Raw genomic sequence first — 16,932 nt, 5'->3', positions numbered from 1 at the left:
GAGCACGCCAGGCTCATTGCTCAAGGCTACGGCCTTGAGCTTGAAATCATCGGTGTACCGATTGACGAGTTTGCGGCTAGGTTTTCCCATGGGGGACATTCTCCGTTAGGTTCGAATGTCCACAAAAGTCAGACAAGCTCCGCGTCCGCGTTGAATGATGGGATGGACTCCCCCGCGTTTTTCGGCATCAATGTGCCAGCCGGCTTTCATTTGGCGTGGGAGACGGCACTCAACCCGAAGGAGTCCGAAATGAATGCTACAGCCCGCATCCAGAAGATTCAATCGTGCACTGGCGTGGTTGTTGGTGTTGACATCGCCGAGTCGGTGTTTCAGTTGTGTGAGGCTGACACGAGCTGGCGCCGGCGCGGCAGCCATCGGCTGAGTCGCACGCAGTTCGAGCGGTGGTTTGACAACCGAGACGTGGCGCTGGTGATCATGGAGGCGTGCGGGACGGCGCACCACTGGGCTCGCTGGCTGCAGCGGCGTGGCATCGACGTGGAGTTGCTGCCGCCGCATTACGTGCGCGCCTACGTCAAGCGCAACAAGACGGACGCGGCCGATGCGGCGGCGCTGCTGGAGGCAGCGCGGTGCGCCGACATCCAGGCGGTGCGCATCAAGACGGTGGAGCAACAGGCGCTGCAAGCCTTGCACCGCACGCGCTCGATGTGGATGGGCTGGCGCACGGCGACGATCAACGCGATGCGAGGTGCGTGCAGAGAGGCGGGCTTGCAGGTCTCCAAGGGTGCCAAGGCGGGGCTGAGCCAGATGGGCAAGCTGATTGCCGACGAGCAAAGCGCGATACCCGCGCTGCTGAGGAACACGATGAAATCGATGCTCGAAGAAGTGCGTCAACTGGAGGTCCGCATCGATGGCATCGAAAAGGAGCTCAAGGCGCTGGTTCCGCACAGCGAGCCGTGCCAACTGCTGCAAAGCGTGCCGGGAGTGGGGTTGCTGACAACCACGGCGATGGCGGCGGCCACAGGAGGCGATGTCACGCACTTCAAAGACAGCAGAGGCTTTGCGTGCTGGTTCGGCATCACGCCCAAAGAGCACTCCTCGGGGCAGAAAAGAAAGCTCGGGCGCATCAGCAAGCAAGGCGACACCTACCTGCGCATGCTGCTGGTGCACGGGGCGCGCAGCGTACTCAAGGCGGCAGCGGCGGCGCAGGCGCAAGGTAAACCGCTGGATGCGCTCAAGCGCTGGGCGCTGCAAGTGCAGGCCCGCACGTGTCACAACAAGGCCGCCTGTGCGCTGGCCAACAAGCTGGCGCGCATTTGTTACGCGTGCCTGAGAGACAAGAAGCCCTACCAGGCCAAGCTGGCGTGACGCCTGCAGCCCGAAGCCCGTCTTGAATGAAGAAAACCCAACTCCCTTCCCAGCGTTGCGACGAGATTGATCTCCCATCATGGCAGCACGGGTTACACCCACACAGCATGAAGCCGGTAACTGGCGTGGCAGCTTGCCTGCCGCTTGCACCGATTGGCTCCGCTGTGACGCAGATTCCATGTCGGCACGGGCCACTTCACATGGGCCCAACCAAGATGCCGGATATACGACTGCAGGCGCACCCATCACGGCCAACAACTCGATCAGTCTCTTGCGTTTGCGGGGGAGTCCATATACGCCCAGTTAGGCTGGTGACAGGTGTTTGGACGGCGCATGGAGCTATTCCCATTGAATTTCTTGCGCATGGCTACTCACAAATGCTTTGAGCGGATGCGCACTATTGCTCCAGGATTTCGCGAGAGAACGCAACCCAGCGCCACCGTCGCTTGCGTACATTGTGCCTATGCGAAGCCATTCAACGACCAAAGACGGCGTAGTGGTGGCGGGAACAGCTTCAATAAAGTGTGAAACCAAATCTGCATCTCCGCAGAGAAACCTGTCGCCGCCAAAAGCCATAGAGACTTCGTGAACCAGTGCTGGCGTTTCGTATATGTCTTCGCCGCGATCCAGCTCGTTCTTAAGGATGGCGAACGAATGTTCTAGTGATGCACTCATTTGCAGCTCTTCGTCGTTATGTGCGGCCTAACGCCAAGTTCACCGGCGCCGGAGCCCGTAAGGGCGGAGGGCACAAAAACCGGCCATGAAAATGCCGAAGGCATGGCCGGTTTTTGCGTCCGCGTGCAACGTACAGTTAGGCTGAGGCGCGGAGTGGAAGGTTTTTGATGAGAGCATTGCCTGTGTTAAGGTGTTGCGCTTCACGTGTTAATCTGCGTGTGGCCCTCGATATGTCAATCCACGCGATTATTTAGAACGGCTCAAGTGTTTCGGCCCTCGGAATATGCCAAGGGTCATGCCCGTCGACCGAGTAGAACTCCAGTTGTGATGGGCGACCATTTATTTCCCACAGCAGCACTCCAACCGGGGCTCCTGTTTCGTCTTGTCCAAAGTAAGAGGCAACTTCTTTTTCAGGCTCTTCTTGCAATTGAGGCTGAAAGAAGATGGTTGGGCAACTGCCGCAACCACAGCGGCCCACAACCTCTAAATCGTCAACGAGCAATAATTGCTTCGATTTGAGGTCTTGAAGGATGCGCAGCAGCACCTCTCGCTCCGCTTGTGCGATGCGTCTGTGAGTTGTTGCGATGTAGAAAGGTGGTGCTTTGGTCATGAAGCGCCTAACGACGCCAGGGTTGATGCGTCGCTCACTGTGTTGCACTCGCTATGTGAATTCAAGCGGGATACTCCTTCTGTGCTGCGTTGCAAATCGATTTAGGCATTGTTGCCGCGGCAAACGCACCTCCGAGGGCGCCAAATGCCGCAAAACGGGAAGCTGCCTGTATAATATCTTCTGCTAGTCGTATTAACGCGGGTTGCTTGAAGAATAGCATTCCAGGATGACCGGTAATGTGGGTGGCAATAAAGAGCAGAATTATCAGAGTGGCCGCAATAGGTGCTCCAAGACTGATTCCAACCAAAGCGCGAAACCATCTTTTTGTCGGGATGGGCTTGTTTTTGTAGATGCGAGCATAGGTTATGCCGGTAATTGCTGCAGGTATGCAGCCGAATATGTACGAAAACGGAAGTAGCCATGGAATGGGGAATACAAATGCCGGGCCAACCAAGAGGAACCAAAACATCGTTAGTACGTGAAATTTGATTGGGCGCTTCATGCTTTTTTCGTAAAAGGCCTAACTGTAATATGGGCATCACCCACAAGCATCCACATCTATCCAGATATGACTACATCGATCTCTTTGTGGATAGATATGCAAGCCACATATAGCCACATCGCTGAGCCACCATCCAGCCCCAGCAAGGCGCACCGCTCCCAACCACGATCCCTCGCAGCCCTTCCCTATCGTGGATATCCCGAACGTCATCTGCGCCCCCCCATGGATTTGGCATCCATGGTAAACGCATTTCGTAACGTTTAACCCTGGCGCTGATGTGCCAGCGCCATCACCTCGGCTGCTGTCAGATCCTTGAGCGTGTGGTCTGACCACACCTGGCGCCAGCGCCGTGCGCCGTTGATGCCGTGGTACAGGCCCAGCACATGGCGCATCACCTGCTGCCAGCGCACTTCGCCGTGCGCCCAGCCCTTGGTGCGGGCCACTTGGGCATCGGTGTAGGCCGCCATGGCCGCTTCCACCGCCTCGCGGGTCAGCGCCGCATCCCGCGGCGCCTGATTGAACAGCAGTTCATCCCACTCGGCCATCATCCAGGGGGTGTGATAGGCCGCGCGGCCCACCATCACGCCGTCCAGCGCCACGCCATCGAACACCGCGCCCGGCTGCAGTTGCGCCAGGCATTGGGCGTTGTCGGCCAGGCCGCCGTTGAGCACGATGGTCAGGTGCGGAAAATCCCGCTTCAGCTGGTGCACAAACTCGTAGCGCAGCGGCGGGATCTCGCGGTTTTCCTTGGGGCTCAGGCCTTTGAGCCAGGCATTGCGCGCATGCACGATGAACACTTGGCAGCCCACATCGGCCACGGTGCCCACAAAATCCCGCACAAAGTCGTAGCTCTCGATCTTGTCGATGCCGATGCGGTGCTTCACGGTGATGGGCACCTTGGCGTCGCCCCCGGTGGCATCGATCATGGCCTTGACGCAGTCGGCCACCAGGGTGGCCTCGTTCATCAGGCAGGCCCCAAAAGCGCCGCGCTGCACGCGCTCACTGGGGCAGCCGCAGTTCAGGTTGACCTCGTCGTAGCCGCGCTCCTGGGCCAGTTTGGCGCAAATGGCCAGGTCAGCAGGCTCGCTGCCCCCCAACTGCAGGGCCACCGGGTGCTCCTGCTCGTTGTAGTCCAGAAAGCGCATCATCTTGCCGTGCACCAGGGCGCCGGTGGTCAGCATCTCGGTGTACAGGCGCGCGTGTTGGCTCAACTGCCGATGAAAATACCTGCAATGGGTATCGGTCCAGTCGAGCATGGGCGCCACGCAGGCGCGCCAGGGGCTCAGGCCGGTGGCCGCATCGATCAAGGGGCTCGCACTCATGGTCGCAAATCGCGCAACGGGTGGGCATGGGCGGGCCACGCCGGCTCAAAAAAGGCCTCGGCCATGGCAGGTGTCACCTCGGCCAGGGTGGCAGGGTTCCAGCGGGGCTGGTGGTCCTTGTCCACGGCCAGGGCGCGCACGCCTTCCACGGTTTCGCTGGCGGCGCCTTTGCGCAGGGCAAAGCAGTGGCGCACCATGGTGCGCTCCATGCGGAACTCGTCGGCCAGCGGCATGCTGCGTGCGCGGCGGATCTGCTCCAGCGTCACGCACATCATCAGGGGCGAGTTGCCGGCCATGTGTTGCAGGGTCTGGCGGGCCCAGTCGCTGTCGTCTGTGCGCAGCGAGGCGTCGATCTCCTGCAGGGTGTGCAGGCTGAAATGTCGGTTGATGCGATCCAGCTCGGCCGTCACGGTGGCGGCAGGCAAGGCGCTCAGGCCATGGGCGCTCAGGTGAGCCTGCACGCGCTGGCGCACGTCGTCCGCATTGTGGGCGGGCTGGGCCTGAAAGGCCTGCAGCAGTTGGGGCAGGCTTGCCGCCTGCGCATGGCCATCGGCCAGGCCCAGGGTGAGCGCATCCGTCACATGCAGGTGCGGGCCCACGATGCCCAGGTACTCGCCGACCGATCCGGTGCAGCGCGACAAGAAGTAACCCCCGGCCACATCGGGGAAGAGCCCGATGCGGGTCTCGGGCATGGCCATGCGCACGGATTCGGTCACCACGCGCAGGCTGCAGGCCTGGGCCAGGCCCATGCCGCCGCCCATGCAGATGCCCTCCATCCAGGCCACCACCGGTTTGGGGTAGACATGGATGAGGTGGTCGAGCGCGTACTCTTCGGTGAAGAAATCATCGATGGCCAGATCACCGGCCATCGCCGCCTCATGCATGAAGCGGATGTCGCCCCCCGCACAGAAGTGCGTGGCGCTGTGTTTGCCCTCCACCGGAGGGCGGGCCGAGCCGCGCAGGAGCACGCCCTGCACCTCGGGATCGGTGGCCCAGCCTCGCAGCACGATGGTGAGCTCGCGCACCATCTCCAGCGACAAGGCGTTGAGGGCCTTGGGGCGGTGGAGCGTGATCACGCCCAGGCCGCCCACGATCTCGGTCAGGATCAGGCTGTCCATGGCTGCCCTGCCCTTTGCCGATCAGGCCTCGCGCGAAGCGCGCTTGCGATCGTGTTCCTTCAGGTGGCGCTTGCGCACACGGATGGACTTGGGCGTGATCTCGACCAGTTCGTCGTCGTCGATGAAGTCCACACCGTATTCCAGCGTCAGGTCGATCGGGGGGGTGATCTTGATGGCGTCTTCCTTGCCGCTGACACGGAAGTTGGTCAGCTGCTTGGTGCGGGTGGCGTTGACCACCAGGTCGTTGTCGCGGCTGTGGATGCCGACGATCATGCCCTCATACACCGGGTCATTGGGCTTGACGAACATGCGGCCACGGTCGTCCAGCTTGCCCAGGGCGTAGGTGAAGATTTCACCGTCGTCCATGGAGATCAGCACGCCGTTCTTGCGGCCGCCGATGTCGCCCTTGTGGGCTTCGTAGCCGTCAAAGATGGACGAGATCAGGCCCGAGCCACGGGTCAGGTTCATGAATTCGTTGCTGAAGCCGATCAGGCCACGGGCCGGGATGCGGTATTCCAGGCGCACACGGCCATGGCCGTCCGGCTCCATGTTGATCATCTCGCCCTTGCGCAGGCCCAGGGCCTGCATCACGCCACCCTGGTGAATTTCTTCGACGTCGGCGGTGACCAGCTCCATGGGCTCGCACTTCACGCCGTCGATGTCCTTGAACATCACGCGGGGCTTGGAGACGGCCAGCTCATAGCCTTCACGGCGCATGTTTTCCAGCAGGATGGTCAGGTGGAGTTCGCCACGGCCGCACACCTCGAAGATGCCGTCTTCGTCGGTTTCCTTGACGCGCAGGGCCACGTTGTGTTGCAGCTCTTTTTGCAGACGATCCCAGATCTGGCGGCTGGTGACGTACTTGCCTTCACGACCGGCCAGGGGCGAGGTGTTCACGCAGAAGTTCATGGTCAGCGTGGGCTCGTCCACCTTCAGCATGGGCAGAGGCTGAGGGTTGGTCGGGTCGGTCACGGTCACGCCGATGCCGATCTCCTCGATGCCGTTGATCAGCACGATGTTGCCGGGGCCGGCTTCAGTCACCTGCACGCGGTCCAGGCCCTGGAAGGTCAGCACCTGGTTGATGCGGCCATTGACGGTCTTGCCGTCGGGGCCTTCCATCACGACCACGTTCATGCCGGGCTTGATGGTGCCCTGGCTGATGCGGCCCACGCCGATGCGGCCCACGAAGGTGGAGAAGTCCAGCGCCGAGATCTGCAGTTGCAGGGGGGCCGCGGGGTCACCCTTCTGGGCAGGCACGTGCTTGAGGATGGTGTTGAACAGGGCCGACATGTCGGGGCCCCACTTCTCGCCAGGAGCACCTTCTTCCAGCGAGGTCCAGCCGTTGATGCCCGAGGCGTACACCACGGGGAAGTCCAGTTGCTCGTCGGTGGCGCCCAGCTTGTCGAACAGATCGAACGCGGCGTTGATCACGGCATCGGGCTTGGCACCGGGCTTGTCGACCTTGTTGACCACGACGATGGGCTTGAGACCCAGGGCCAGGGCCTTCTTGGTCACGAAGCGCGTCTGGGGCATGGGGCCTTCTTGCGCGTCGATCAGCAGCACCACGCCGTCCACCATGGACAGGGCGCGCTCGACTTCGCCGCCGAAGTCCGCGTGGCCCGGGGTGTCGACGATGTTGATGTGGGTGCCTTCCCAGCTCACGGCGCAGTTCTTGGCCAGGATGGTGATGCCACGTTCGCGTTCGATGGCGTTGTTGTCCATCACGGTGTCGACGACCTTCTCGTGCTCGGCGAAGGTGCCAGACTGGCGCAGCAGTTGGTCAACCATGGTGGTTTTGCCATGGTCAACGTGGGCAATGATGGCGATGTTACGGATTTGAGTGCTCATGGAGGGCTCGGTTTCTTCAAAAATCGGTCGTACTGGGTTCAGGTCTGGCAGCGGCGTCCAGTTGGCTTTGCACCTCGAGAGGGCTCAGCAGGCGGATGGGGATCAACTCCCCCTCCTTGACGTGGGCGCTGCCCAGGAACACCTGCGGACGCTGATCCAGCGTGGCCGCGGGCGCGGGCCCGTACACACGTACAGCTTCGGCATTCGGCAGGCGCACGCGGCGGCGCAGGCCTGTCAGAAAGCGTGTGGCATCTTCTTCGTTCAAGGTCACGGCGGGCCAGTGGGACACCAGCACGTCGATGGGTTGCAGCAGGGCTTCGCGCTCTGCCTCGGTCAGGGTCTGCAAGGCCTCGATCGTGACGGCGCCCTGCAGCGACACCTGGCCGCTGCCGGTGCGGCGCAACCCGATGAGGTGGGCGCCGCAGGCCAGATGCTCGCCGATGGTTTCGGCCAGCGTGCGGATGTAGGTGCCCTTGGAGCAGCGCACATCGATGACGAGTTCATCATCGTGCCAGCTCAGGATGTCGATACCGTGAATGGTGATGCGGCGCGAGGCGCGCTCGATCTCGATGCCCTGGCGGGCGTATTCGTACAGCGCCTTGCCCTCGTGCTTGAGGGCCGAGTACATGGGGGGCACCTGGTCGATCTCGCCAGTGCAGGCTGCGCAGGCGGCCTCGATGGCCTCGCGCGTGACCTGGCTCACGGCCTCCAGGCGAGTCTGGACGACATCGCCCTCGGCATCGCCGGTGGTGGTGGTCAGGCCCAGCTTGAGCGTGGCGGTGTAGCGCTTGTCCGCGTCCAGGGACACCTGCGAGAACTTGGTGGCCGCGCCAAAGCACAGCGGCAGCAGGCCGGTGGCCAAGGGGTCGAGCGTGCCGGTGTGGCCGGCTTTTTCGGCGCGCAGCAGCCATTTGACCTTCTGCAAGGCATCGTTGCTGGACAGGCCCAGGGGCTTGTCCAGCAGGATCACCCCGTGCAGCGCCCGGCGCGGGCGGCGCACAGGCCGACCCCGGGCTGCAGCGGGAGCAGCCACGGTCGGCGTCGGGTCGATGACGGGGGTCTCGGTGTTCACGGTGCTTCAGTCGTCCTTGGCCTTGTCGGCCACGGCCTTGGTGATCAGTGCGCTCATCTCGGCCGCGCGCTCGGTGGTGCGGTCGAAGTGGAAATGCAGGGTCGGCACGGTGTGGATCTGCAGGCGCTTGAACAGGCTGTTGCGCAGAAAGCCGGCGGCCTCGTTGAGGCCCTCTTCGCACAACTGGGGGTTGCCCACCAGCAGCGAGAAGTAGACCTTGGCGTGAGCATAGTCGGGTGTCACCTCCACGCTGTTGATGGTGACCATGCCGATGCGCGGGTCTTTGAGCTCGCGGATGAGCTCGGCCACATCACGCTGGATCTGGTCGGCCACGCGGTTGCTGCGGTTGGGTGTGGAGCGTTTATGGCGCATGGTGAATTCCTGCTGTCCCGATGGGCCTGCGCTTTGAAATGCAAACCCCGCCTGGACTCAGGCGGGGTCGGGGGTAAGCGCAGGCTGTGAGGTTTCTTACAGCGTACGGGCCACTTCCTTGATTTCAAAGAATTCGAGGATGTCGCCTTCCTTGATGTCGTTGTAGTTCTTGATGCTGAGACCGCACTCGAAACCTTCGCGCACTTCCTTGGCATCGTCCTTGAAGCGCTTGAGGCCTTCGAGTTCACCCGTGTAGATGACGATGTTGTCGCGCAGCAAGCGCAGCTTGGCGGTACGACGGACCACACCGGAGGTGACCATACAACCGGCGATGGTGCCGATCTTGGAGGCCACGAACACCTGGCGGATCTCGGCGTGGCCGATGATTTCCTCGCGCTGCTCGGGAGCCAGCATGCCGGACATGGCCGCCTTCACATCATCGACGGCGTCGTAAATGATGTTGTAGTAGCGGATGTCCACGCCGTTGTTCTCGGCCAGCTTGCGCGCACCAGCGTCAGCACGGGTGTTGAAGCCGATGATGACCGCCTTGGAGGCGATGCTGAGGTTGACGTCGGACTCGGAGATGCCACCCACGGCGGCATGCACGATCTGGACCTTGACCTCGGCCGTCGACAGCTTGAGCAGCGAGGTGGCCAGGGCTTCTTGCGAGCCCTGCACGTCCGCCTTGATGATCAGGCCCAGGGTCTGGACATCGCCCTGACCCATGTTCTCGAACATGTTCTCCAGCTTGGCGGCTTGTTGCTTGGCCAGCTTGACGTCGCGGTACTTGCCTTGACGGAAGGTGGCGATTTCACGGGCACGGCGCTCGTCGGCCAGGACCATGAACTCGTCGCCAGCACCCGGGACCTCGGTGAGGCCCTGGATTTCGACCGGGATGGAGGGGCCGGCTTCGGTTGCGTTCTTGCCATTTTCGTCGAGCATGGCGCGGACACGGCCGTAGCTGGAGCCCGCCAGGACCACGTCGCCACGCTTGAGGGTGCCGGACTGAACCAGCACGGTGGCCACAGGGCCGCGGCCCTTGTCCAGACGGGCTTCGATCACCAGACCCTTGGCCAGCGAGGTGGTGGGCGCCTTGAGCTCCAGCACTTCGGCCTGCAGCAGCACTTGCTCGAGCAGGTCGTCGATGCCGGTACCCACCTTGGCCGACACGGGCACGAAGGGAGAGTCACCGCCGTATTCTTCAGGCACGACCTCTTCAGCGACCAGCTCCTGCTTGACGCGGTCGAGGTTGGCACCGGGCTTGTCGATCTTGTTGATGGCCACGACGATGGGCACCCCCGCCGCCTTGGCGTGGTGGATGGCTTCCTTCGTCTGGGGCATCACACCGTCGTCCGCGGCCACGACCAGGATGACCAGGTCAGTGGCCTTGGCACCGCGAGCACGCATGGCCGTGAAGGCCTCGTGACCCGGGGTGTCAAGGAAGGTGATCATGCCGCGAGGCGTGGTCACGTGGTAGGCGCCGATGTGCTGCGTGATGCCGCCGGCTTCACCAGAGGCCACACGCGTGGTGCGGATGTAGTCCAGCAGCGAGGTCTTGCCGTGGTCGACGTGACCCATGACGGTGACCACCGGTGCACGGGAGACGGCCTCGGCAGCTTGATCTTCGTGTTCTTCCTCGAGGAAGGCATCGGGATCGTCCAGCTTGGCGGCGAATGCCTTGTGGCCCATTTCCTCGACGAGGATCATGGCCGTTTCCTGGTCCAGCTGCTGGTTGATGGTGACCATCTGACCCAGCTTCATCATCTGCTTGATGACCTCGGAGGCCTTCACCGACATCTTGTGAGCCAGATCGGCCACGGAGATGGTTTCGGGGATGTGGACCTCGATGATTTGCGGCTCGGTCGGTGCGACGAAATTGGACTGGCTCTCACCACGGTCACCGCGGCGACCGCCACGGCCACCCGGCGCCTTCCAGCTGTTGCGGCCAGCAGAGGTGTCGGGGCGGCCCTTGGAGGCCGGTGCGCCACGCTTCTTCTCGTCGGAGGCCCAGCTGGAGGACAGCTTCTCGGACTTGACCGATTTCTTGTCGCCAGGCTTGGCGGCACCGGCGGGTGCGGCACCCGGGGCGCCAGGGGCACCCTTGGGCTTGTGGATGGTGCCCTTGATGCCTTCCTTGCCTGCGGCTGCGGCAGCAGCGTCCGGCTTGGGCGGCTCAGGCTTCTTGGCGGCGGTCAGCACCTTCTTGGGTGCGGCCATCATGGCGCGAATGGCAGCGGCCTCGTCTTCAGCGGCCTTGCGGCGGCGAGCGAGTTCACCCAGACGCTTTTGTTCTTCGGCTTCGATGTCGGCGGCCTTGACCACGCGCACCGAGGGTGCAGCGGGTGCGGCAGCGACCACAGGTGCAGCCGTGACGGGCTCGGCGGCGGCAGCGGCAGCCGCGGCAGGTGCAGCCGCTTCAGCGGCGACAGCCGCCTTGTGGGCTGCGACGTCGGCATCGGCTTGCGCCTCGGCCTCGACGGCAGCAGCGGCAGCGTCAGCACGCGCCTGCTTGGATGCGCGGGCAGCGGTGTTGATGGCAGCGGCCTCAGCCTGCGCAGCCGCTTGAGCAGCGGCACGGCGGGCAGCGGCCTGGGCCTTGGTGGCAGCCTCTTCAGCGGCGGCATCGCCACCCTTGCTGGCCGCCACCGCCGTAGCGGCATCGGCTTCGCGGGCAGCGGCCTCGGCGGCTTCAGCAGCCTCCTTGGCGGCTTGCGCTTCGCGGGCAGCGGCTTCGGCAGCAGCAGCCTGGGCTGCAGCGGCTTCGCGTGCAGCGCGCTCTTTTTCCTCTTCGCGCTGACGGCGCTGCTCGGCCAAGGCCTGCTCTTGACGAGCCAGCTCTTCGGCCTGGGCGCGCGCTTCTTCTTCGCGGCGTTGCAGATCGGCTTCTTCGGCGGCTTGTTCAGCCAGACCGGATTCATCGCCGCCCTCATCTCGCTTGACGAACACCCGCTTCTTGCGAACTTCGACCTGGATGGTGCGAGCTTTGCCAGAAGCGTCGGCCTGCTTGATTTCGGTGGTCGACTTGCGCGTCAGGGTGATCTTCTTGCGGTCAGCGCCGGACGAGCCGTGCGAGTTGCGCAGATGTTCAAGCAGACGTTCTTTGTCGGCCTCCGTGAGCACGTCATCCGAGGCGCCCTTGGGGACGCCTGCAGAATGAAGCTGCTCCAGCAGTGTCGCAGCCGGGCGATTGAGCTCCGCGGCGAATTGTGCGACGGTGGTCACGGCCATTGTGTTAATCCTTGCGATGCGTGTAGCGAGAGTGAGGTCGTTTTTGGTTTGAAACAGCCAGCGATCAGTTGACGAACCAGTGTTCACGGGCCTTGAGGATCAGCGCCTTGGCAGCGTCGTCGTTCATGCCGGTCAACTCGACCAGCTCGTCGACGGCCAGATCGGCCAGATCGTCACGGGTGTGAATGCCACCTTCCGCCAGTTTGGCGATCAGGTCAGGCGTCAAACCTTCCAGGTCCTTGAGGTTCTCGGACAGTGCCTCGACCTCTTCTTCCTTGGCGATTTCCATGGTCAGCAGAGCATCCTTGGCGCGGGTGCGCAGCTCGTTGACCGTGTCTTCGTCGAAGGATTCCATTTCCAGCATTTCCTGCAGCGGCACGTAGGCCACTTCTTCCAGGCTGGTGAAACCTTCGGCGATCAGGATGTCGGCGACCTCTTCGTCCACATCCAGTTTCTCCACGAACAGCTTGCGGATCGAATCGGATTCGACCGCCTGCTTTTGTGCCGATTCCTCGGCCGTCATGATGTTGATGCGCCAGCCGGTCAGCTCGGACGCCAGGCGCACGTTCTGACCACCACGACCGATGGCGATCGCGAGGTTTTCCTCGTCGACGACCACGTCCATGCCGTGCTGCTCTTCATCGACGAAGATGGACTGCACGTTGGCGGGAGCCAGGGCGCCGATGACAAACTGTGCGGGGTCTTCGGACCACAGCACGATGTCAACGCGCTCACCGGCGAGTTCATTGGTCACGGCGGTGACGCGCGAGCCGCGCACACCGACGCAGGTGCCGATGGGGTCGACACGCTTGTCGTGCGACAGCACGGCGATCTTGGCGCGCGAACCGGCATCACGGGCGCAGCTCTTGATGTCGAGCAGACCTTGTTCGATCTCGGGCACTTCCTGGCGGAAGAGCTCGATCATGAAGTCAGGGGCGCTGCGCGAGAGCATGATCTGGGGGCCACGGGCCGCCGAGTCGATGCCGCTGATGTAGGCGCGAACGCGGTCACCCGTGCGCAGGTTCTCTTTGGGGATCATCTCGGTGCGCTTGAGGCGACCCTCGACGCGGCCCGATTCAACGATGATGTCACCCTTGTCCAGGCGCTTGACGGTGCCCACGAAGATCTTCTCGCCACGGGCGAGGAAGTCGTTGAGCAGCTGTTCGCGCTCGGCATCACGGATCTTTTGCAGGATGACCTGCTTGGCGGCTTGCGCACCGATGCGGCCGATGGGCACGGATTCGACGGACTCTTCGATGTAGTCATCGACTTCGATGTCGGCGATCTGCTCCTGGGCTTCGAACAGCAGGATTTCGGCGTCGGGCAGCTGCAGGCCAGCCTCGTTGGGCACGACGTGCCAACGACGGAAGGTTTCGTACTCGCCGGTGTCACGGTTGATGGACACGCGAATGTCCACCTCGCCGGAGTAGAGCTTCTTGGTGGCCGAAGCCAGCGCAGACTCAACGGCACCGAACACGACGTCACGCTCCACGCTCTTTTCGCGGGAGATGGCGTCCACCAACATCAACAGTTCACGGTTCATTTGTTTTGATCTCCGAGTTCCTGAGCCTCATCGACGGAAACGTCCTGGGCCGCCGGGGTTGCCGCCCGACGACCGCGCCCCTTGAAGTCCACCACAGGCACCAGACGGGCCTCGCGGACTTCATCGAGCGTGAATCCCAACGCTTGCTCGACGGCGTTCTTGCCTTCACCCACCTTGAAGATGAGCTGCCAGCCCGCCTGGGCGCCTTCAGCACCCTCCTGGGCGGCAACGGCTTCCAGAACGCCTTTGTATTTCTTGCGCCCCTGGAAGGGGGCCTTCAATGTGATTTCGACGTCCTGCCCGGCAAAGCGCTCGTAATGCGCCGCGGTCTTGAGGGGACGGTCGAGCCCTGGCGAGGAGACCTCAAGCCGGGCGTAATCGGCATTGGCCACTTCCAGGGCGTATTGCAGCTGGCGGGTGACCTTTTCACAGTCTTCGACGGTGACAAATTCACCAGCCTGATCGTATTGACCGCCCGGCAGGCGGTCGATGTACACGCGCAAAAGGCCCTGCGGATTGCGCTCGCAATCCACCATTTCGTAACCCAGACCGGTCACGGTGTCTTCTACGGCCTTCAACCAGTTCATCGAATACGAATCACCCAAACATGCGCCCAATGCCAAAGCAAAAGCGCCAATGCAAAAAAAATGGGCAGGATTCCTCCGCCCATCACGAGACGTGCCGACCAGCAACTCCAACCTTGCTACTGCGCCACACGTATCACCCGGTGGCACCACTGCAAGGCCAAAGCGGCCTATCGAACCAAACCAGGATTTTACCCTGAGGAATGCGCTGCAGCAAGACTCGGGCAGCAAATTTCATCAAACAGGGGACAGCCGTGCCAAAATCCGCCCCTGGTTTAGTTCCACAACGGAGACCCCATGGGCTTTCTTGCCGGCAAACGCCTGCTGATCACCGGACTGCTGTCCAACCGTTCCATCGCCTACGGCATTGCCAAGGCCTGCAAGCGCGAAGGCGCCGAACTGGCTTTCAGCTATGTGGGCGAGCGTTTCAAGGACCGCATCACCGAGTTTGCCAAAGAGTTCGACACCGACCTGATCTTTGATTGTGACGTCAGCAATGACGAGCAGATCGACGCCATGTTCGCTGATCTGGCCAAGGCCTGGCCGCAGTTTGACGGCTTTGTGCATTCGATCGGCTTTGCCCCGCGCGAGGCGATCGCAGGCGACTTCCTGGAAGGCCTGTCGCGCGAGAGCTTTCGCATCGCCCTGGACATCTCTGCCTACAGCTTCCCGGCCATGGCCAAGGCCGCCCTGCCCTATCTGCGCGAGGATGCCGCCCTGCTGACCCTGTCCTACCTGGGGGCCGAGCGCATCGTGCCGTCCTACAACACCATGGGCCTGGCCAAGGCCGCCCTGGAGGCCAGCGTGCGCTACACCGCCGCCAGCCTGGGCCCCAAGGGCATCCGGGTCAACGGCATCTCGGCCGGCCCGATCAAGACCCTGGCCGCCTCAGGCATCAAGGGTTTTGGCAAGATCCTGGACATCGTCGAGCAGAACGCACCGTTGCGCCGCAACGTCACGATCGACGACGTGGGCAATGTGGCCGCCTTCATGCTGTCGAACCTGTCCGCTGGCGTGACCGCCGAAATCACCTATGTCGATGGTGGCTTCAGCCACGTGATGGCCGGTGGTGCGGACGCAGCCTGATATACTGCCGAGATCATGGAGCGTTGTGTGCAGCGCTTCCGCAGCCCGGTCGGCCCCATGCCTGCCGGGCATTTTGTTTTTGCCCCTTGTTCCGGAGATAGGCCCCATGGCAAAAGAAGAACTCATTGAAATGCAGGGCGTGGTCAACGAAGTCCTGCCCGATTCCCGTTTTCGCGTCACGCTGGACAACGGTCACCAACTGGTGGCCTATACCTCCGGCAAGATGAAGAAGAACCACATCCGCATCCTGGCTGGTGACAAGGTCTCTCTGGAGCTCTCGCCCTATGACCTGAGCAAGGGCCGGATCACCTTCCGCCACATCGAAAACCGCGGCCCCGGCCCCGGCAGCTTCCGCCGCACGCACTGAACCATCGCGTTCCGTCTGGCCATGAAAAACGCGCCCCGAGGGGCGCTTTTTTCATGGGGTCGTTTGGCACAATGGTGACATTGCCAAATACCGACAGGACACCGCATGACTTCCGCCGAACTCAAAGACCTGCTGAGCCGTTTGCAGCAGGAGCTGGAATCCGGCCAGGCCGTGGCGCCAGAATTGCGCCAGCAGCTCCAGGCTCTGGACAGTGATATCCAGAAGGTGCTGGCACAGAGCTCGAACACCGACGAGTCACAGGCCGAAGACGATGCGCCGCTGACCGCTCGCGCTCAGGAGATCGAAGCCCGCTTTGCGGCAGACCACCCCACCCTGGCCGCCTCTTTGCGCAACATGATGGATGCCCTGGGCAAGATGGGAATCTGAGCGGGCAAGCATCGATGAGCTGGCATGGCCATCTGAGCCTGAATTACTCGCGTGACGGCGAACGCACCATCGCGCTGGATCGACACAATGGCCCCCTGAGGGTGCTGCAGCGCCTGTATCCGGAGGGCGATGCCGTGTGCCACCATGTGCTGGTGCATCCGCCCGGCGGCATCGTCGGCGGGGATGTGCTGGAGGTGGATGCCACCTTGCAGGCCGGCACCCACGCCCTGATCACCACCCCCGGCGCGACGCGCTTTTACCGCAGCTCGGGCGCACCGGCCCGTCAGAGCGTGACCGCCCGGCTGGCGCCTGGCGCCCGGCTGGAGTGGCTGCCCCTGGAGACCATTGCCTACCAGAACTGCCTGGCCGACAACCACCTGCGGTTCGAGCTGGATGCGGGCGCAGAGATGATCGGCTGGGATCTGCTGGCCCTGGGCCTGCCGGCCGCGGCACAGCACTTTGATGCCCCCGGCTGCGAGCAGGGGCGCTATACCCAGTGTGTGGAGCTGCCCGGCGTGTGGCTGGAGCGTGGCACCGTCCAGGCCCATGACCGACTCTTGCTGGACAGCCCCCTGGGCTGGGCCGGTCACCGTGTCATGGGCACCCTGTGGCTGGCGGCGGGCAGTGCCCTGGCGCCACAACGGCGCACGGCCTTGCTGGAAGCCGCCCGGGGGGTGATCGACGCGGCACAGCCGCCCGATGTTGCGCCGACCACGGCTTGCCATGTCGGGGCCACCAGCCCCCATGAGCAGGTGGTGGTGGTGCGGGCACTGGCGGATCGGGTCGAGCCCCTGATGCAGATGTTGAGCACGATCTGGGGTCAATGGCGTGAAACCGCCTGGCAGCGACCGCCCTGCCCGCCCCGGGTCTGGCGGACCTGACCGCCCCAGGC

The 16,932-nt window shown here is 62.9% G+C and carries 16 protein-coding genes; 5 read left to right on the top strand and 11 right to left on the bottom strand.

Annotated elements, in window-relative coordinates; genetic code table 11:
• Positions 1-162: 162 nt before the first annotated feature.
• Positions 163-1,326, top strand: a complete 1,164-nt coding sequence (locus VFW84_RS14125; protein ID WP_329681100.1) for an IS110 family transposase — start codon at positions 163-165, stop codon at positions 1,324-1,326.
• Positions 1,327-1,665: 339 nt separating this feature from the next.
• On the opposite strand, the gene VFW84_RS14120 is transcribed toward VFW84_RS14125, so the two are convergent.
• The 11 genes from VFW84_RS14120 to rimP form a co-directional block, all read right to left on the bottom strand.
• Positions 1,666-2,001 (bottom strand): hypothetical protein, encoded by a 336-nt coding sequence (locus VFW84_RS14120; protein ID WP_329681099.1) that lies wholly within the window; start codon positions 1,999-2,001, stop codon positions 1,666-1,668.
• A gap of 250 nt (positions 2,002-2,251) precedes the next feature.
• Positions 2,252-2,611: a hypothetical protein gene (locus VFW84_RS14115; protein WP_329681098.1), complete on the bottom strand. Its 360-nt coding sequence runs from the start codon at positions 2,609-2,611 to the stop codon at positions 2,252-2,254.
• A gap of 61 nt (positions 2,612-2,672) precedes the next feature.
• Positions 2,673-3,113: a hypothetical protein gene (locus VFW84_RS14110; protein WP_329681097.1), complete on the bottom strand. Its 441-nt coding sequence runs from the start codon at positions 3,111-3,113 to the stop codon at positions 2,673-2,675.
• A 260-nt stretch (positions 3,114-3,373) separates the two neighbouring features.
• On the bottom strand, positions 3,374-4,435 hold the full coding sequence (dusA, locus tag VFW84_RS14105; protein WP_329681096.1) for a tRNA dihydrouridine(20/20a) synthase DusA: 1,062 nt from the start codon (positions 4,433-4,435) through the stop codon (positions 3,374-3,376).
• Positions 4,432-5,553: an enoyl-CoA hydratase/isomerase family protein gene (locus VFW84_RS14100; protein ID WP_329681095.1), complete on the bottom strand. Its 1,122-nt coding sequence runs from the start codon at positions 5,551-5,553 to the stop codon at positions 4,432-4,434. Before VFW84_RS14100 ends, dusA begins: the two co-directional genes overlap by 4 nt.
• A gap of 21 nt (positions 5,554-5,574) precedes the next feature.
• Positions 5,575-7,401 (bottom strand): translational GTPase TypA, encoded by a 1,827-nt coding sequence (gene typA, locus VFW84_RS14095; protein WP_329681094.1) that lies wholly within the window; start codon positions 7,399-7,401, stop codon positions 5,575-5,577.
• Between the two features lie 16 nt (positions 7,402-7,417).
• On the bottom strand, positions 7,418-8,434 hold the full coding sequence (gene truB / locus VFW84_RS14090; protein WP_329681101.1) for a tRNA pseudouridine(55) synthase TruB: 1,017 nt from the start codon (positions 8,432-8,434) through the stop codon (positions 7,418-7,420).
• Positions 8,435-8,479: 45 nt separating this feature from the next.
• Positions 8,480-8,845: a 30S ribosome-binding factor RbfA gene (rbfA, locus tag VFW84_RS14085; protein ID WP_329681093.1), complete on the bottom strand. Its 366-nt coding sequence runs from the start codon at positions 8,843-8,845 to the stop codon at positions 8,480-8,482.
• A gap of 96 nt (positions 8,846-8,941) precedes the next feature.
• Positions 8,942-12,073 carry a translation initiation factor IF-2 gene (infB, locus tag VFW84_RS14080; protein ID WP_329681092.1) on the bottom strand — a complete coding sequence of 1,044 codons (3,132 nt, stop codon included), beginning with the start codon at positions 12,071-12,073 and terminating at the stop codon, positions 8,942-8,944.
• A gap of 64 nt (positions 12,074-12,137) precedes the next feature.
• The gene (nusA, locus tag VFW84_RS14075) at positions 12,138-13,616 is read right to left on the bottom strand and encodes a transcription termination factor NusA (RefSeq protein WP_329681091.1); all 1,479 of its coding nucleotides are present in this window, start codon (positions 13,614-13,616) and stop codon (positions 12,138-12,140) included.
• A complete protein-coding gene (gene rimP, locus VFW84_RS14070) occupies positions 13,613-14,203 on the bottom strand; it encodes a ribosome maturation factor RimP (RefSeq protein ID WP_329681090.1) in 591 nt (196 codons plus the stop codon). Before rimP ends, nusA begins: the two co-directional genes overlap by 4 nt.
• 294 nt (positions 14,204-14,497) lie before the next feature.
• Here rimP and fabI point away from each other — a divergent pair, with 294 nt between their 5' ends.
• The 4 genes from fabI (at position 14,498) to VFW84_RS14050 (ending at position 16,921) form a co-directional block, all read left to right on the top strand.
• Positions 14,498-15,286 carry an enoyl-ACP reductase FabI gene (fabI, locus tag VFW84_RS14065; RefSeq protein WP_329681089.1) on the top strand — a complete coding sequence of 263 codons (789 nt, stop codon included), beginning with the start codon at positions 14,498-14,500 and terminating at the stop codon, positions 15,284-15,286.
• A gap of 106 nt (positions 15,287-15,392) precedes the next feature.
• The gene (gene infA, locus VFW84_RS14060; protein ID WP_329681088.1) at positions 15,393-15,653 is read left to right on the top strand and encodes a translation initiation factor IF-1; all 261 of its coding nucleotides are present in this window, start codon (positions 15,393-15,395) and stop codon (positions 15,651-15,653) included.
• 105 nt (positions 15,654-15,758) lie between these two features.
• The gene (locus VFW84_RS14055; protein WP_329681087.1) at positions 15,759-16,040 is read left to right on the top strand and encodes a DUF4404 family protein; all 282 of its coding nucleotides are present in this window, start codon (positions 15,759-15,761) and stop codon (positions 16,038-16,040) included.
• 14 nt (positions 16,041-16,054) lie between these two features.
• Complete coding sequence (locus tag VFW84_RS14050; RefSeq protein WP_329681086.1) at positions 16,055-16,921, top strand: urease accessory protein UreD; 867 nt, start codon at positions 16,055-16,057, stop codon at positions 16,919-16,921.
• Positions 16,922-16,932 lie beyond the last annotated feature (11 nt).

Source organism: Aquabacterium sp., from assembly GCF_036279655.1.
GTDB lineage: Bacteria > Pseudomonadota > Gammaproteobacteria > Burkholderiales > Burkholderiaceae_C > Aquabacterium.
This window is presented reverse-complemented; position numbering and strand designations above follow the sequence as displayed.

Bases quoted from the DNA above. Each gene is read 5' to 3' on its own strand.
- VFW84_RS14125 (WP_329681100.1), top strand. From the start codon at position 163: ATGGACTCCCCCGCGTTTTTCGGCATCAATGTGCCAGCCGGCTTTCAT.
- VFW84_RS14120 (WP_329681099.1), bottom strand. From the start codon at position 2,001: ATGAGTGCATCACTAGAACATTCGTTCGCCATCCTTAAGAACGAGCTG.
- VFW84_RS14115 (WP_329681098.1), bottom strand. From the start codon at position 2,611: ATGACCAAAGCACCACCTTTCTACATCGCAACAACTCACAGACGCATC.
- VFW84_RS14110 (WP_329681097.1), bottom strand. From the start codon at position 3,113: ATGAAGCGCCCAATCAAATTTCACGTACTAACGATGTTTTGGTTCCTC.
- dusA (WP_329681096.1), bottom strand. From the start codon at position 4,435: ATGAGTGCGAGCCCCTTGATCGATGCGGCCACCGGCCTGAGCCCCTGG.
- VFW84_RS14100 (WP_329681095.1), bottom strand. From the start codon at position 5,553: ATGGACAGCCTGATCCTGACCGAGATCGTGGGCGGCCTGGGCGTGATC.
- typA (WP_329681094.1), bottom strand. From the start codon at position 7,401: ATGAGCACTCAAATCCGTAACATCGCCATCATTGCCCACGTTGACCAT.
- rbfA (WP_329681093.1), bottom strand. From the start codon at position 8,845: ATGCGCCATAAACGCTCCACACCCAACCGCAGCAACCGCGTGGCCGAC.
- infB (WP_329681092.1), bottom strand. From the start codon at position 12,073: ATGGCCGTGACCACCGTCGCACAATTCGCCGCGGAGCTCAATCGCCCG.
- nusA (WP_329681091.1), bottom strand. From the start codon at position 13,616: ATGAACCGTGAACTGTTGATGTTGGTGGACGCCATCTCCCGCGAAAAG.
- rimP (WP_329681090.1), bottom strand. From the start codon at position 14,203: ATGAACTGGTTGAAGGCCGTAGAAGACACCGTGACCGGTCTGGGTTAC.
- fabI (WP_329681089.1), top strand. From the start codon at position 14,498: ATGGGCTTTCTTGCCGGCAAACGCCTGCTGATCACCGGACTGCTGTCC.
- infA (WP_329681088.1), top strand. From the start codon at position 15,393: ATGGCAAAAGAAGAACTCATTGAAATGCAGGGCGTGGTCAACGAAGTC.
- VFW84_RS14055 (WP_329681087.1), top strand. From the start codon at position 15,759: ATGACTTCCGCCGAACTCAAAGACCTGCTGAGCCGTTTGCAGCAGGAG.
- VFW84_RS14050 (WP_329681086.1), top strand. From the start codon at position 16,055: ATGAGCTGGCATGGCCATCTGAGCCTGAATTACTCGCGTGACGGCGAA.